This window comes from Mergibacter septicus (assembly GCF_003265225.1).
In the GTDB taxonomy this organism is placed as follows: Bacteria; Pseudomonadota; Gammaproteobacteria; order Enterobacterales; family Pasteurellaceae; genus Mergibacter; species Mergibacter septicus.
Genome location: NZ_CP022013.1, coordinates 1,280,447 through 1,297,266, shown reverse-complemented (window position 1 = coordinate 1,297,266; position 16,820 = coordinate 1,280,447). Strand labels below are relative to the sequence as shown.

Sequence of the window (16,820 nt, the reverse complement as noted above, 5' to 3'; positions counted from 1 at the left end):
TGGGCGATATCTTACCGTAAAACAAGCCCAATTTAAAATTAAAAATACTGGATATTTGCACAGTTTTTGTGATTTTGCGATAATCATCGCTGTTTGTTTATTTTTTGAGAATATTGTATGGATAAAATTGAAGTGCGTGGGGCGAGAACCCATAATTTAAAAAATATTAATTTGACCATTCCAAGAGATAAGCTAATTGTGATTACTGGCTTATCGGGTTCAGGGAAGTCATCATTGGCGTTTGATACGCTGTATGCGGAAGGGCAACGCCGTTACGTTGAGTCTCTTTCTGCTTATGCTCGTCAATTTTTATCTTTAATGGAAAAACCTGATGTTGATCATATTGAAGGTTTATCCCCAGCAATTTCAATAGAGCAAAAATCCACTTCTCATAATCCACGTTCAACTGTTGGGACGATCACCGAAATTTATGACTATTTACGTTTGTTATTCGCTCGTGTAGGAGAACCTCGCTGTCCTGAACATAATGTTGCTTTAACAGCACAGACGATTAGTCAGATGGTTGATAAAGTACTTTCTTTAGAGGAAGGAAGGAAGTTGATGTTGTTGGCGCCTGTTGTCCGAGGGCGTAAAGGCGAACATCAGAAAGTGTTAGAAAATATTGCTACTCAAGGCTATATTCGAGCCAGAATTGATGGTGAAATTTGTGATTTATCCGATCCGCCGAAATTAGAATTACATAAAAAACATACGATTGAGGTGGTGGTTGATCGTTTTAAAGTCCGTGCAGATTTAGCGACTCGGCTTGCTGAATCTTTTGAAACCGCTTTAGAGCTTTCGGGTGGTATTGCCATTGTTGCCGATATGGAAGACAAAGAGGCTGAAGAGCTAATGTTTTCAGCTAATTTTGCTTGTCCGCATTGTGGTTATTCTGTACCTGAACTGGAGCCACGGATTTTTTCTTTTAATAATCCTGCTGGAGCTTGTCCAACTTGTGATGGATTAGGGGTTCAACAATATTTTGATGAAAATCGTGTCGTGCAAAATCCTGATGTTGCATTGGCGAATGGTGCTATTAAAGGTTGGGATCGACGGAATTTTTATTATTTTCAGATGTTGAAATCGTTAGCGAATCATTATCAGTTTGATTTAGAGCAAGCATATCGAGATTTACCAGCGAATGTTCGCCACGTTATTTTACACGGTTCTGGTGATGAAGAAATTGAGTTTCAATATGTCAATGATCGGGGCGATATTGTTATTAGACGCCACCCTTTTGAAGGGATTTTAAATAATATGGCTCGCCGTTATAAGGAAACAGAATCAATGGCGGTGAGAGAAGAATTAGCTAAGAATATTAGTACACGTTCTTGTCAAGATTGCGGTGGTTCTCGTTTGCGTCAAGAAGCACGTTACGTATTTATTGAACAGACAAATTTGCCACAAGTGGCAGAAATGAGTATTGGAGAGGCATTAAGTTTTTTTAATCAATTAACTTTACACGGGCAGAAAGCACAAATTGCCGATAAGATTTTAAAGGAAATTAGAGAACGTTTACAATTTTTGGTGAATGTTGGACTTAATTATCTTTCGCTTTCTCGTTCCGCTGAAACGCTTTCTGGTGGAGAGGCGCAGCGGATTCGCTTGGCGAGTCAGATTGGAGCAGGGTTAGTTGGTGTGATGTATGTCTTAGATGAACCTTCTATTGGACTGCATCAGCGAGATAATGAAAGGCTGTTAAATACCTTAATTCATTTACGCAATCTTGGTAATACGGTGATTGTTGTCGAACACGATGAAGATGCGATTTTAAGTGCCGATCATATCATTGATATTGGACCGGGTGCAGGTGTTCATGGTGGGCAAATTGTTGCTCAAGGTAGTGCCGATGAGATTAAGCAAAATCCAAATTCATTAACAGGAAGATTTTTATCTGGGGTTGAAAAAATCAATATTCCTGCTGAACGTACTCAAGTTGATTCTCAGAGAATGTTGAGATTATTTGGTGCTAGTGGTAATAATTTAAAAAATGTTGATCTTGAAATTCCTGTGGGATTATTTACCTGCATTACTGGGGTTTCAGGCTCAGGAAAATCGACTTTAATTAATGATACATTGTTTCCATTAGCACAAAATGCGTTAAATCGTGCAGAAAATGTTGATTTTGCACCTTATCAGAAAATTGAAGGCTTAGAGTTTTTTGATAAGGTCATTGATATTAATCAAAGCCCGATTGGGCGTACGCCACGTTCTAATCCTGCCACTTATACGGGATTATTTACCCCAATTCGTGAGTTATTTTCAGGTGTACCAGAGGCGAGAGCAAGAGGATATAATCCGGGGCGTTTTAGTTTCAATGTTCGTGGTGGGCGTTGTGAAGCCTGTCAAGGTGATGGGGTGATTAAAGTAGAAATGCACTTTTTACCGGATGTGTATGTCCCTTGTGATCATTGTAAAGGAAAGCGTTATAACCGAGAAACATTAGAAATCCGCTATAAAGGGAAAACTATCGATCAGGTGTTAAATATGACGGTTGAAGAAGCTCGAGAGTTTTTTGATGCAATTCCTGCAATAGCTCGTAAGTTACAGACCTTGATAGACGTAGGGTTGTCTTATATTCGTTTAGGGCAGTCTTCCACAACTTTATCTGGTGGTGAAGCACAACGTGTTAAATTGGCAACAGAATTATCAAAAAGAGATACGGGTAAAACATTGTATATTCTGGATGAACCAACCACAGGATTACATTTTGCTGATATTAAACAATTACTTGATGTTTTACATCGCTTACGTGATCAAGGTAATACAATCGTTGTGATTGAACATAATCTTGATGTCATTAAAACAGCTGATTGGATCGTTGATTTAGGCCCTGAAGGAGGGAGTGGTGGTGGACAAATTATTGCGACTGGTAGCCCTGAAGAAGTGGCGAAGCATCCAAGTTCACATACTGCAAGGTTTTTGAAAATGATTTTGGAAAAAGATCAGAAATAGAGAAAAATAACGATTTAAATATAAATTAAGCTTAAACACTCCCAATCTTTTACAAGGTTGGGAGTGTTATTTTATGCTTTTTTCAGTTATTTTAATTTTTATTTTATTTTTATTATCTTTAACTGAGATTTTTTTATTCTCTCATTTAAACAAAAAGTTTCTGTTGACAACTAGCATTCTAGACGTCTAAAATGCTGGAAAGATTTTTATTTAGCCGTAAAGAGGGCTGAGATGATCAAATTAGATAATATTACTAAGGTGTTTACTGTTGATGGCAAACAATTAATCGCCTTAGATAAGGTTTCTTTACAAGTACCGAAAGGAAAGATTTTTGGAGTAATAGGGGCTTCAGGTGCGGGAAAAAGCACTTTAATCCGTTGTGTTAATTTATTGGAAAGACCAACCTCAGGAAAGGTAGTTATTGATGGAGAAGATCTTACTACTTTAAGTGAGACGAAGTTAATTCAAGCTCGCCGCCAGATTAGTATGATCTTCCAACACTTTAATTTATTAAGTTCCCGTACTGTTTTTGATAATGTAGCTTTACCACTGGAGTTAAGTGGAATAAGTAAAGAGCAAATTAAGCAGAAAGTAACTTCGCTTTTAGCTTTAGTTGGTTTATCTGATAAACACAATGTTTATCCGAATAATCTTTCTGGGGGGCAGAAACAACGTGTTGCGATTGCAAGAGCATTAGCAAATGATCCTAAAGTATTACTTTGTGATGAAGCAACTAGTGCGTTAGATCCTGCTACCACACAATCTATTTTAAAATTATTAAAAGAGATTAATCGCCAGCTAAATATTACGATCTTATTGATTACCCATGAAATGGACGTGGTAAAACGGATCTGTGATCAAGTTGCCATTATTGATAAAGGGCGTTTAATTGAACAGGGCAGTGTGAGTGATATTTTCTCTAACCCACAAACTGAATTAGCACAGGAATTTATTCAATCTACTTTTCATATTAATTTACCAGAGGAATATTTAGCACAACTAAGTGATAAACCAAAAGGTGAACATTCTTATCCATTAATTAAATTTGAATTTAGTGGACGATCCGTTGATGCTCCGTTGTTATCGTTAGCATCTAAAAAATTTGGGATTGATTTAAATATTTTCACTTCACAAATTGATTATGCGGGTGGTGTTAAATTTGGCTTTGTTATCGCTGAAATGGAGGGAGATGTTGATGCGATTACTAACGCTAAGATTTATTTAATTGAACACAATGTCAAAGTTGAGGTATTAGGCTATGTTTGAGGTATTAACACCGCAAGTCTGGGGATTAATTGGTGAGGCAACATTAGAAACATTATATATGGTATTTGCTTCAGGATTTTTTGCTGCACTTTTTGGGATTCCATTAGGGATTGTGTTATTTATCACCAAAAAAGGGCAGATAAAAGAAAACCAAAAGATTAATTTTATTCTAAGTGCAATAGTGAATATTGGACGTTCTGTCCCTTTCGTTATTCTACTCGTTGCGATTATTCCTTTTACTATGTTTGTACTAGGAACATTTATTGGTACAACTGCAGCAATAGTACCTTTAACCGTTTCAGCAATTCCTTTTGTAGCACGTTTAGTAGAAGGCGCTTTGATGGAAGTGCCTAGTGGATTGGTTGAAGCAGCTCGTGCAATGGGAGCAACGAATTTACAAATTATCACGAAGTTTTTATTACCTGAAGCTTTGCCAGCAATTATAAATGCAATCACAATTACATTAGTGGCATTAGTCAACTATTCGGCTATGGCTGGAACTGTTGGTGGTGGTGGTTTAGGTTATGTTGGGATTCAATATGGTTATCAAACTTATGTACCAGAGATTTTAATCACCACGATAGTTATCTTAGTTATTATGGTACAGATTATTCAAACTCTCGGTGATTATTTGGTTTCTTATTTCAATCATAAATAATAAATTGAGTGGTATAGATTCAAAAAATGTCAATAATGCGGATGATCGAGGAGAAAGATATCTAAGATTATTTAGCAAAATTAAATTAATAAAAATACAAGAAGGAGCAAACTTATGTCATTAACCAAAGTCTTAAAAATCAGTGCATTAGCTACTTTAATTGCCTTGTCTAATAATGTGTTAGCTAAAGATGGTAGAATTAAAGTGGGCGTTATTTCTGGCCCTGAATATGCAGTTGCGGAAGTAGCAAAACAGGTAGCAAAAGAGCAATATGGTTTAGAGGTTGAACTTATTCCTTTTACCGATTACGTGACACCAAATGCCGCTTTAGAATCAAAAATTATTGATGTTAATGCGTTTCAGCATCAGCCATATTTGGATAAGCAAAAAGCGGATCGCCAGTGGGATGATTTAGTGATAGTTGGGAATACCTTTGTTTATCCTATTGCAGCTTATTCGAAAAAAATTAAAGATATTTCGGAATTAAAAGATGGAGCAACTGTTTTGATTCCAAATGATCCGACCAATGGTGGGCGTGCTTTATTACTTTTACAAGCTCAAGGTTTGATTACATTAAAAGATCCTAAAGGGTTAACTCAAACAGTATTGGATATTGTGGCTAATCCAAAAAAATTAAAAATTCAAACGGCAGATGCACCGTTAATTCCTCGTTCATTAGGGCAAGTTGATTTGGCAATTATTAATAATACATTTGCCGCACAAGCAGGTTTATATCCAAATAAAAATTCACTTTTTGTTGAGAGTAATGAATCACCATATGTGAATATTATTGTTGCCCGTAAGGATAATGAAAATGATCCTGATGTAAAAAATTTCGTGAAAGCTTATAACTCAGAGCCAGTATATAAAAAAGCGGATAAAGAGTTTAATGGTGCGATTGTTAAAGGTTGGAAATAATTGAATTGATAGCAAAGCCGAAAAGATGATTTTCGGCTTTTTTATCTATAAAAAAGGAATTTGAAAGTGGTGGATTATTGTCAACTTCAACGTGAATTAGCTGCATTAATTGCTGACGATGATGATTTGGTTAGTGTGTTAGCGAATACTGCTGCATTACTTAACCAGCATTTAGAAGATATTAACTGGGTAGGCTTTTATTTAATAAAAAATGATTGCCTTGTATTAGGCCCATTTCAAGGAAAGATTGCCTGTAATCGTATTCCGATTGGGAAAGGCGTGTGTGGTACAGCAGTTGCTGAGAGAAAAATCCAACGAGTTGCAGATGTTCACCAGTATGTTGGACATATAGCTTGTGATAGTGCAAGTAATTCAGAAATTGTACTTCCACTTTGGCGAGATCAACAGATTATTGGGGTATTAGATATTGATAGTCCTAAATTTGCTCGTTTTAGTTTAGATGATGAAATTGGATTAAACGCTTGCCTTGAGATTTTAACTCAGCATTTGCAACAAAATAGCTAGGTACATTTCAATTTAGAAGGAGAAATAATGAATTTTCAAGCCGTTCTCGCAACACTACCAACAATTGATGGTATTAGTCAAATTGAGGTTCTTAATGGTGAACAGGTTATTCATCGCATCTTTGCTGTTGAAGGGAAACTGGGATCGTTAAAAGTATATAATGCTTTAGCACAACAATTTGATGCTGAATTAACTGTCACTGCTGCCGAACAAGGATTAGCGTGGTTTGCAGAACATACTCAAGATGCCAAAGAAAATCCCGGAAAACACCCTAATATTGATTTTCTTTTGAATCTAATAGCACATAATCAAGCGTTTAAATTACGAGTTATTCGTGCTTAATAGCTTTTGTTACAAGTGAATAATAAATAAAAGAAAACCGCATTGTAAAATGCGGTTTAAATTTAAGCAATTTTAAAAGCTAAGTATTAAAATTAAGCTAATTTTTTGATTTGAGCAGATAATTTAGATTTGTGATTTGCTGCTTTATTTTTATGGATTAAGCCTTTAGAAGCCATTCTATCCACAACTTTTTGCATCTCAACAAAAGCTGCTTCTGCTACTGCTTTCTCACCAGCTGCTACTGCTGCATAAACTTTTTTGATATAAGTACGCATCATAGAGCGTTGGCTTGCATTATGTTGACGGCGTTTTTCAGATTGAATCGCACGTTTTTTCGCTGACTTGATATTAGCCAAGGTCAAACTCCCGATAATGTTCAATTAAAGTGTCATAAAAAATAAAGGCGTAAAATATGCCTATTTTCTATCTGGTTGTCAATAAATTTATTGGCAATCGCCAAAAAGATGATTTCGGTGAGACACAACCGAAAGTAAAGCATCGTTATATAAGCGAAAAATCACTTTGGATCTCTGTCTCACTTCAACGATGTAGGGAGGAATTTTATCAGTTTTTTTGTGAATAATATAGCGTAAAAGCGAAAAATCTATACAATTAGGCTAATTTTTCTGTTTTCATTTAAATAAAATTAATTAAGAGTGAAATATTTTGAGTAAAGGTTTATTAAAATCGGGATTGCTAGTTAGTATTTTGACTTTAGTTTCTCGTGTATTAGGGTTAGTACGTGATGTCGTAATTGCTAATTTGTTAGGGGCAGGTGTTGCTGCTGATGTTTTTTTATTTGCAAATCGTATTCCTAATTTTTTACGCCGACTTTTTGCTGAAGGGGCTTTCTCACAGGCTTTTGTGCCTGTTTTTGCGGAATATCAGAAACAGCACGATATTGATAAAACCCGAGAGTTTATTGCTAAAGTATCTGGAACATTAGGTGGATTAGTGACACTTGTTACTTTGATTGCAATGATCGGTTCCCCTGTCATAGCAGCCTTATTTGGTACTGGATGGTTTTTAGATTGGCTTGATGACGGTACTAATGCAGAAAAATTTACGCAAGCCTCTTTGCTATTAAAAATCACCTTTCCTTACTTATGGTTTGTAACTTTTGTTGCTCTTTCAGGTGCTATTTTAAATACCATAGGGCGTTTTGGTGTGATGGCTTTTTCACCCGTCTTACTTAATGTTGCGATGATCTCTGCTGCATTATTCATCGCCCCACATTTATCTAACCCCGATATTGGATTAGCAATTGGAGTATTTTTAGGGGGATTGTTACAGTTTCTCTTTCAAATACCTTTTTTAAAACAAGTGGGTTTTCTTGTTCGTCCACGTTGGGCGTGGAACGATCCTCACGTGATCAAAATACGCACTTTGATGATTCCTGCATTATTTGGGGTATCTGTAAGTCAAATTAATTTATTATTAGATACGTTTATTGCTAGTTTTTTAATGACAGGATCTATCAGTTGGCTTTATTACTCAGATCGTTTACTTGAGTTTCCTCTTGGCTTATTTGGGATAGCGATTTCTACGGTAATTTTACCAGCACTTTCACATCACCACGCAAGTCGTACTTCCATAGAACAACAAGGGGAAATTAAGTTTCGTCAAACTATGGATTGGGGAATACGAATGGTTTTAGTTTTAGGACTTCCCGCTATGGGGGGTATTGCTGTTTTGGCTCAACCGATGTTGCTAGTACTTTTTATGCGAGGTAATTTTGCATTAACTGATGTTCAAGCCGCTTCTTATTCATTATGGGCGTTTAACTCAGGTTTACTCAGTTATATGCTAATTAAGATTTTAGCTAACGGATATTATGCTCGCCAAGATACTAAAACACCAGTACGTTATGGAATTATAGCGATGGTAAGTAATATGTTTTTTAATCTTTTAGCAATTCCATTTAGCTATGTTGGTTTAGCGATAGCTTCGGCAATGTCTGCTACGCTTAATGCTTATTTACTCTATCGTGGTTTACATCGGCAAGATATCTATCGTTTCAGTGCCAAAAGTATGCTTTTTCTAACTAAAGTTTTGCTTTCCACTATCATGATGATTATAACTCTCTATTATTTTAATCCACCATTAATGCAATGGGATATAATGCCGTTTGGATCTAAAATTAGTTGGTTAGCAGTGCTGATTTTGATTGCAATTATTGTGTATTTTTCAGTGCTGTTTTTATTAGGAATACGCAAAAAAGATTTTTATTCAAGCTAAGCGGGCAGTATTTTCAAAGTATCAGTCTAGTAAAAAAACAGCCAAATTAAATTTGGCTGTTTTAGTTTATTTTACTTAATTTTGGTTATTAGTTTGTTCTTTTTGAATACGATAATAATTGATAATGCTATTCATATAACGGCGGATATTTTCCACATACTGATAAGCTTGATAGCCATTAGCATAACCATATTTTAATTTTGAATAATATTTTTTATTGCTCAATAAGGGGAGATTTTGTTTAACATCAAGCCAATTATTGGGATCGCCACCAAGTTGTTGGGTCAAACGGCGTAAATCGAGTAGATGACCTAACCCCATATTATATGCAACTAATGCAAACCAAATACGATCTTCTTTCGGGATTGATGCTGGTAATTTGTTCATCAGAAGTTGTAAATAGGCAGAGCCAGCTTTAATACTTTGTTCTGGATCAGTACGATCACTAATTTTCATATAGTTAGCGGTTTCTCTAGTTAACATCATCATACCTCTTACCCCCGTTGGGGAAGTGGCTTTGCTATCCCAATGGGATTCTTGGTAGGCAATAGCAGCGAGTAAACGCCAATCTAAACTACCAGCATATTTCTGAAACAATGGTATGTATTGCGGAAGTACTGTTTGAATAGCATTGAGATAAGCACGCATATCAACCGAGTTGAAACGATTAAAATGGCTGAAATATTTTTCTTCCAATCGATTGATCGAGCCATTTTCTGTTGCATTATGCATAAAGTTTAATAATGCAGCTTGTAGTTCATTATAGCGATCATTAGCTAAATACCAATTCACGGAAGTTTCATCATTTAAATCAAATGCCACTGCCAGATTAGGTTTTACCTGTTGGGCAGAACGCACATCTAGTGAATCAACAATGGTATAGTCAGCTTTACCATCAGCAACTTCAAGTAATGCTTGTTCTGGTGAAAAATGGTTGTTTGTTTGCCAGATTAATTCTGGATAGGTATTTTTTAATTCTAAAAGTAATGTTTCAACGTCAGAGTCTTGAGGAATGATCAGTTTATTACCAGTTTTAGTGGCATTGATTAATTCTTTTACTGTATAAGGGCGTTTTTCACCTTTTCGATAAATGACTTGCCATGACGATGAGTAGTAAGTTGGACCAATTTGAAAATCTTCGGCACGTTCGGGGGAAAAAATTAAGTTCGCTGCCGCCAGATCGATTTGGTGATCATTTAATGCTTGAAAAAGCGTTTTAGTATTACGAAACGTTTTTATTTTTAATTTAACACCAAGATATTGTGCGAAAGCTTTGGTTAATTCGTACTCTAAACCAGCTTCACCGTTACTATTAATAAAATAAGAAACAGGGTGATTGATTGTTCCAACAATTAGGCTGCCTCGTTGTTGGATCTGTTGATAATGGTTATTTTGTTTGGCAGTATAGTGATGCCAAGGAAAAACCATATCAATAGCCCATAACAGTAATGCGACTGTAAATACTATTCGTAACAATAGTCCTTTCAAGTTTTAACTCTCTCTGATATTACTTAATCTTGCTAATTTGAACGTGCATTGTATAGGTGAAACAATATCTAAGCAATTTTATCCTATTTTCTCGGATTAAATTAAAAATGTAGCACAAAGTTAAAGAAGTGCTACATTTTACTAGAATAATCAAAAAGTTATCGTTTGGATTAACGCATAGTAACAAATTCTTCTGCACCAGTTGGGTGAATGGCTACGGTATTATCAAAATCAGTTTTTGTTGCTCCCATTTTGATTGCAACTGCAAATCCTTGGAGCATTTCATCAACACCAAAACCAATTCCGTGTAATCCAACAATACGTTGTTCTTTGCCTACGCAAACTAATTTCATTCGACAAGGTTGACGATGTTGAGTGACAGCGGTGTACATAGCACTAAATGATGATTGATATACTTTAACTTGATCTTCACCATATAATTCTACGGCTTGTGGTTCGGTTAACCCTACTGTACCAATTGGCGGATGGCTGAAGACCACGGTTGGAATTAAATGATAATCTAAATGTTCATTTGGTTTGTTATTAAACAAGCGTTCGGATAAACGACGACCTGCTGCTACGGCGACAGGGGTTAGTTCTATTGCACCAGTATTATCACCAACTGCATAGATACCTTGAATATTGGTATTTTGGTATTTATCAACTTTGATGTAACCTTTTTCATCTACTTCAACCCCAGCGGCTGAGAGATTAAGATTATCGGTCATTGGCACACGACCAATCGCCCACACAAGGCAATCAACAGTTTGTTCTGAGCCATTTTCTAGCTTTAATGTCAGGCTACCATCTGGATTTTTTATCACTTCTTTTGGTATTGCGTGGGAATGTAAAGTTGGTCCTTCTTGTTGCATAATTTCAACTAAGGTATCCACAATTAAGGGATCAAAGTTACGCAAAGGGGCGTGCTTGCGTACAAAAAGGTGAGTTTCAACACCTAAATTATGTAAAACACCAGCAAGTTCAACCGCAATGTAGCCAGCACCTACAATCGCCACCCGTTTTGGAAGTTCAGTTAAGGCAAAAACACCATCAGAATCAATACCATATTCAGCCCCTTTAATCATAGGTTTAGAAGGGCGACCACCAGTTGCAATTAAAATATGATCGGCGGTGATTTTTTCACCATTAACATCTAGCGTATGCTGATCAATAAATTTAGCAAAACCTTGAATTATATCAACCTTGTTATTTCCTAAAACACGTTGATAGGATTGATGGATACGATCAATATAAGCTTGCCTACTGGCTCGTAATTTTGCGAAGTCAAATTTATTGACTGTGATATCAAAACCATAATCAGGTGCATACAGATTAATTGCTTCGGCAATTTGTGCACCATACCACATTACTTTTTTAGGAACACAACCAACATTAACGCAAGTTCCACCTAAATATTTTGCTTCAATGATTGCACATTTTTTACCATAACTTGCAGCACGATTAATGGATGCAATACCACCACTTCCACCACCGATAGCAATATAGTCATAATGTTTAGCCATAAAATTTCCTATTTTCTACGTTAAGTTTTACAATTAGTTATAGCGTTTAAAGTAAAACAAACAAAATTATCAGTTTAATTGGTATTACCATTTAGTTTATAGCTTGTAAGTGGATTATTCAGGCACAATCCATTCCAAACTCCATTTTCCTGTACCCTCTGGTACTAACGTTTGAGTTAAATAAGGTAAGAGTTTTTTCATTTGAGCTTCTAGCATCCAAGGAGGATTGATGACAATCATACCGCTAGCAGTCATACCGTGTTTATCTGAATCAGGTTTTACCGCTAATTCAATTTGCAATATTTTACGAATCCCTGTTGCTTCCAGTGCCTTAAACAGTCGTTTAACCTGTTGCCTAAATACCACTGGATACCAAATGGCATAAATACCTGTTGCGAAACGTTTATATCCTTCACAAATAGCTTTGACAACTAAATCATAGTCTTCTTTTAGCTCGTAAGGTGGATCGATTAAAATAAAACCTCGTCTTTCTTGAGGAGGAAGGACAGCTTTTAATTGGTGAAAGCCATCTTCCCGTTTTACTTTAATTTGAGATGAATGCAGAAAATTCTTGCGTAATAAAGGGTAATCACTAGGATGTAATTCAGTAAAAATTGCACGATCTTGTGGACGTAATAAGTTTGCCGCAATTAATGGTGAACCCGGATAGTAAGTTAATTTTTGAGTGAAGTTAATCCGTTTTATTTGCTCTACATAAAAGGCTATTTCTTCAGGTAGTTCTGTTTGATCCCATAAACGAGCGATACCTTGTTGAAATTCTGCGGTTTTTTCTGATTCTTTACTAACTAAACTATAATGCCCTGCACCTGAATGAGTATCAAGATATAAAAATCCTTTTTCTTTTTGTTGTAGTGATTGTAGTATCAATATTTGAACTAAATGTTTTAAAACATCAGCGTGGTTTCCAGCATGAAAACTATGGCGATAACTCAGCATATCTATTCCTATTATTGTAAAAATTTATTTTACTTTATTTTAACTTATTCGGTGAAAAATGATTGAATACATTTAGAGTAAGAGTAAATGTCAATAATAACATTAAGAATAGTTATATCCTATTAATATGATAAATTGTATTGTTTTCAATTGATGTTAGATTGATGAAAATTAAAAATCGTAGTAATTTTCTTATACTATTTGTTCAAATAATATATACCTTAGGAGGTATTATGAAGAAATCATTATTAGCGGTTACATTATTCGCTGGTTTAGGCCTTTTTACTGCGACAGCAGCATCAGCTACTGCGTATAACAGTAAAGATAAACTGACGGTACAAATGCAATTATTGGATCCTGTTAAAGGAAATCAAGATATTGGTACCGTAGATATTACCGAATCTCCTTATGGTTTGGTATTTACACCGCATTTAAAAGATCTTTCTGCAGGTTTACATGGTTTTCATAATCCATGAAAATGGAAGTTGTGAACCAAAAGAGAAAGATGGCAAGTTAGTTGCTGGTTTAGGTGCTGGAGGTCACTGGGATCCATATAATACAAAAGCTCATGGTGCTCCTTGGGATGATAATTCTCATTTAGGCGATCTACCAGCATTAGCTGTAAATGCTGATGGTACAGCAACTAATCCAGTACTAGCACCACGTTTAAAATCATTAAAAGATATTAAAGGACACGCTTTAATGATTCATGCCGGTGGTGATAATTATTCAGATCATCCAGCACCACTTGGTGGTGGCGGAGCTAGATTAGCTTGCGGTCTTATTAAATCATAATAGCTAAAGAATAATATTTTTAATGTAACAACACAGCTATCATAGGAGATAAAATTTATCTCCTATTTTTTTATTTTATTTCAATAGTTATGAATAATGGGTTATGGTCAGAGGATAGGGTTAATTCAGTGGTGGCTGAAATTACATTTACGCCACGAATAAAAATATGATCTAATGGATTATTATTAAATTTTAATCGCATATCTTTTTTATATTTTACTTCTTCTAAATTATAATGTTTCGCTAAGCGAGTTAATAAAGTTAACCGTTCTTTATTCCACGAATTAAAATCACCGGCGAGAATAATTGGCCCTTGATGTTCGGCAATTAATTTCATTGCTTCTTCTAGTTGTTTTCGGTAATTCGTTGGTATCCATTCAAAATTAACAAGATGTAAATTGATGACTAATAATGATTGATTATTTATTAAAGGATATGCAGCAGCTAAGCCGACTTTTGGAATCTGAATCCAAGGTTCTACCGCTGAACCCGCACAATAATAATAGGGAGCAACAGTAGATAAAATTGCAACGCCAGATAAGGTGTTTTTGTATGAAAAAGCACTTGCAAAAAGTTGGGTAGGATACATTTTGGAAAAAAGAAACGGTAAATTTTGTTGATTAGTCGCTTCTTGTAATAGAATAAAATCAGCGTTATGACTATATTGTTTTAATGCCTGTTGCCAACCTTTATCTTGCCCTTTATGAATATTCCAAACCAAAAATTTTATCTGCTTTCGAGTGAATGGTGGAATTTGAGCATTGGTGGTATAACAACGTGATGAAAATGTCGTTTGTTCTTTTTCGTGATAAATATATTGCGGTTCATTTTTGTGTAAAAATTGAATTTCATCAAAAATTGTTAATTTTGACAAAGGGAACATAAAGGTAATAGTAGCAAAAAGTAATAGTATTAAAATGGAATAGATTATTTTTCTCATATCTAACCCTATTTGTCTATTTTTTATAGCATTTTATCATATTTCTTTACATCTTAAGGCTGAATTGTTTTAATTAGCCGCAAATTTTTATCTATAAAACAAGGGACATAGGGAATGGGTATCTATACATATTTCTGTTTTCTCTCAGCAATCTCTATTTTATTAGGGTTTATTACCCGTAAAATCAGTGACAAAATTCAGTCAACCATTGCAATTACAGCAGCAGCAATGGTGGGGTCTCTGGTGCTTATTTTAATGGGAAGTCTTGGTCTATTTGATATAGATGTTATTGCTAAGAATGTTATGCAACAGATAGATTTCAAAAGTCTATTACTTGATGGAATGTTAGGTTTTTTACTTTTTGCAGGTGCATTAGGAATAAAATTACCAGTGCTAAAAGATCAAAAATGGGAAATTACTATTTTTGCTTTATTTTCTACTTTAGCTTCAACCTTTTTTATTGGTAGCCTAATTTTTCTCGCTTCACACTTAATAGGATTACCAATCCCTTTTATTTACTGTTTATTATTCGGTTCTTTAATCTCACCAACTGATCCAATTGCGGTATTAGCTATTATCAAAAACTTACGTGCCCCAAAACGCCTTTCAATGCAAGTTGAAGGTGAATCATTATTTAATGATGGGGTAGGATTGGTTGTTTTCATCACCATTTTTACCATTGCGTTTAATGGGCATACTGCCACGTTTGGAAATGTGATGAGTTTATTTTTGCATGAAGCGATGGGAGGTATTCTTTTTGGCTTTCTTTTAGGGCTAGCGGCTCATCTACTCATTTCATCAACTGATGACGGAAGTTTAGAAATACTTTTAACACTTACTATACCGACCGCAGGATTTCTACTTGCTAATATGTTCCATGTTTCTGGTGCATTAGCGATGGTTGTCTCTGGTATTATGGTTGGTAACTGGACACGTCATAGTGGATTTTCTGAACAAAGCCAACGCTACCTAGATCATTTTTGGGAAATGATTGATCATTTTCTTAATTCACTCTTATTCTTCCTAATTGGCTTTGCATTATTACTCATTGATTTCACTGTCAAAGGTTTGATTATGATGCTTTTAGCTATTCCTATTTGCTTGGGGGCTCGCTATGTTAGTTTGTGGATTCCATATTCAGTTTTAAAATATTTCCGCACTTATAATCCATATACCTTAAAAATTATGACTTGGGGTGGCTTACGAGGTGGTTTAGCATTGGCTATGGCATTATCAATTCCAGCAAAAACAGTGTTTATTGATAATATTGATGTCAAAGATATTATCCTAGTAATGACTTATGCTGTCGTTGTATTCTCTATTTTAGTGCAAGGTGTTACCATCGAAAAAATGATCAAAAAGTCAAAATTAGTTGATCCAAATAAAGAAGAATATTTAACACCAAGCAGTCATTTTGATTTGACGAATCAAACATATAAATCAGAAGTAAAATAGGTATATTTATTCTGAGTAAGATAAAATGATACAGATTCATTAACGTTTAAAAATTAGTATTATGACTTTCACTAATCAAAGTAACAAAAAAACGACTATTATTACTGTCGATGGGCCAAGTGGTGCTGGAAAAGGCACTTTATGTCTTGCATTAGCACAAAAACTTCAATTTTCCCTGTTAGATTCAGGAGCTATTTATCGTGTTCTTGGTTTAGCAGCAGTACAAGCAAAGTGTGATTTTAGTGAACAGGCTTTAGCTTCTTTAGCAAAAGGGCTTAATGTAAGCTTTGAACCAACAACGAATGGCGTTGAAGTGTGGTTAAATAATCAAAATGTTAGTCAGCTTATTCGTACGCAAGAGGTCGCCAATTATGCCTCGCAAGTGGCTGTTTTTCCACTTGTTCGTGATGCTTTACTACAACGTCAACGTGATTTTGCGAATGGAAAAGGATTGATTGCAGATGGGCGAGATATGGGAACAGTAGTCTTTCCAAAGGCAAATTTAAAATTCTTTTTAGATGCAAGTGCGGAAGAAAGAGCCAAAAGACGCTTGAAACAGTTGCAGGAAAAAGGAATTAGTGGTAACTTTGCACAGATTTTATCCGAGATAGAAGAACGAGATTATCGAGATCGTAATCGAGCTGTTGCCCCATTAGTTCCTGCAACTGATGCTGTCTTATTAGACTCAACATCGATGAGCATTAGCGAAGTAATCAATACTGCGTTAGAATATATCCATAATCACTTAGATATCGAGTGA

Annotated in this window: 14 protein-coding genes and 1 pseudogene; 10 read left to right on the top strand and 5 right to left on the bottom strand. The window is 35.3% G+C overall.

The window, feature by feature from the left end; translation table 11 throughout:
- Positions 1-117: 117 nt before the first annotated feature.
- The 6 genes from uvrA (at position 118) to CEP47_RS06025 (ending at position 6,664) form a co-directional block, all read left to right on the top strand.
- Positions 118-2,955, top strand: coding sequence for an excinuclease ABC subunit UvrA (gene uvrA / locus CEP47_RS06050; RefSeq protein ID WP_261920475.1), 2,838 nt, complete (start codon positions 118-120; stop codon positions 2,953-2,955).
- Between the two features lie 231 nt (positions 2,956-3,186).
- On the top strand, positions 3,187-4,221 hold the full coding sequence (metN, locus tag CEP47_RS06045; protein WP_261920476.1) for a methionine ABC transporter ATP-binding protein MetN: 1,035 nt from the start codon (positions 3,187-3,189) through the stop codon (positions 4,219-4,221).
- Positions 4,214-4,879, top strand: coding sequence for a methionine ABC transporter permease (locus CEP47_RS06040; protein ID WP_261920477.1), 666 nt, complete (start codon positions 4,214-4,216; stop codon positions 4,877-4,879). The genes metN and CEP47_RS06040 overlap by 8 nt, the downstream gene beginning before the upstream one ends.
- Before the next feature lie 114 nt (positions 4,880-4,993).
- On the top strand, positions 4,994-5,797 hold the full coding sequence (locus CEP47_RS06035; RefSeq protein WP_261920478.1) for a MetQ/NlpA family lipoprotein: 804 nt from the start codon (positions 4,994-4,996) through the stop codon (positions 5,795-5,797).
- Between the two features lie 66 nt (positions 5,798-5,863).
- The gene (locus tag CEP47_RS06030) at positions 5,864-6,322 is read left to right on the top strand and encodes a GAF domain-containing protein (RefSeq protein WP_322597383.1); all 459 of its coding nucleotides are present in this window, start codon (positions 5,864-5,866) and stop codon (positions 6,320-6,322) included.
- Positions 6,323-6,349: 27 nt separating this feature from the next.
- Positions 6,350-6,664, top strand: coding sequence for a DUF2322 family protein (locus tag CEP47_RS06025; protein WP_261920480.1), 315 nt, complete (start codon positions 6,350-6,352; stop codon positions 6,662-6,664).
- A gap of 92 nt (positions 6,665-6,756) precedes the next feature.
- Here the strand turns inward: CEP47_RS06025 and rpsT are convergent, their stop codons facing one another.
- Entirely contained in the window at positions 6,757-7,020 is a 264-nt protein-coding gene (gene rpsT / locus CEP47_RS06020; protein WP_261920481.1) for a 30S ribosomal protein S20, read from the bottom strand.
- A 310-nt stretch (positions 7,021-7,330) separates the two neighbouring features.
- On the opposite strand from rpsT, the gene murJ reads away from it, so the two are divergent.
- Positions 7,331-8,902, top strand: coding sequence for a murein biosynthesis integral membrane protein MurJ (murJ, locus tag CEP47_RS06015; protein WP_261920482.1), 1,572 nt, complete (start codon positions 7,331-7,333; stop codon positions 8,900-8,902).
- 75 nt (positions 8,903-8,977) lie between these two features.
- Here the strand turns inward: murJ and mltF are convergent, their stop codons facing one another.
- From mltF to CEP47_RS06000, 3 genes are all read right to left on the bottom strand, one after another.
- A complete protein-coding gene (gene mltF / locus CEP47_RS06010) occupies positions 8,978-10,390 on the bottom strand; it encodes a membrane-bound lytic murein transglycosylase MltF (RefSeq protein WP_261920483.1) in 1,413 nt (470 codons plus the stop codon).
- Between the two features lie 170 nt (positions 10,391-10,560).
- The gene (gorA, locus tag CEP47_RS06005; RefSeq protein WP_261920484.1) at positions 10,561-11,913 is read right to left on the bottom strand and encodes a glutathione-disulfide reductase; all 1,353 of its coding nucleotides are present in this window, start codon (positions 11,911-11,913) and stop codon (positions 10,561-10,563) included.
- A 114-nt stretch (positions 11,914-12,027) separates the two neighbouring features.
- A complete protein-coding gene (locus tag CEP47_RS06000; RefSeq protein ID WP_261920485.1) occupies positions 12,028-12,870 on the bottom strand; it encodes a 23S rRNA (adenine(2030)-N(6))-methyltransferase RlmJ in 843 nt (280 codons plus the stop codon).
- Positions 12,871-13,103: 233 nt separating this feature from the next.
- On the opposite strand from CEP47_RS06000, the pseudogene sodC reads away from it, so the two are divergent.
- Positions 13,104-13,665, top strand: a pseudogene (gene sodC, locus CEP47_RS05995) (superoxide dismutase [Cu-Zn] SodC).
- Between the two features lie 70 nt (positions 13,666-13,735).
- Here sodC and CEP47_RS05990 read toward each other — a convergent pair.
- Entirely contained in the window at positions 13,736-14,605 is an 870-nt protein-coding gene (locus CEP47_RS05990; RefSeq protein ID WP_261920486.1) for an endonuclease/exonuclease/phosphatase family protein, read from the bottom strand.
- A gap of 114 nt (positions 14,606-14,719) precedes the next feature.
- Between CEP47_RS05990 and CEP47_RS05985 the strand changes: the two genes are divergently transcribed.
- A complete protein-coding gene (locus CEP47_RS05985) occupies positions 14,720-16,060 on the top strand; it encodes a cation:proton antiporter (protein WP_261920487.1) in 1,341 nt (446 codons plus the stop codon).
- Positions 16,061-16,121: 61 nt separating this feature from the next.
- On the top strand, positions 16,122-16,820 hold the full coding sequence (gene cmk, locus CEP47_RS05980; RefSeq protein WP_261920488.1) for a (d)CMP kinase: 699 nt from the start codon (positions 16,122-16,124) through the stop codon (positions 16,818-16,820).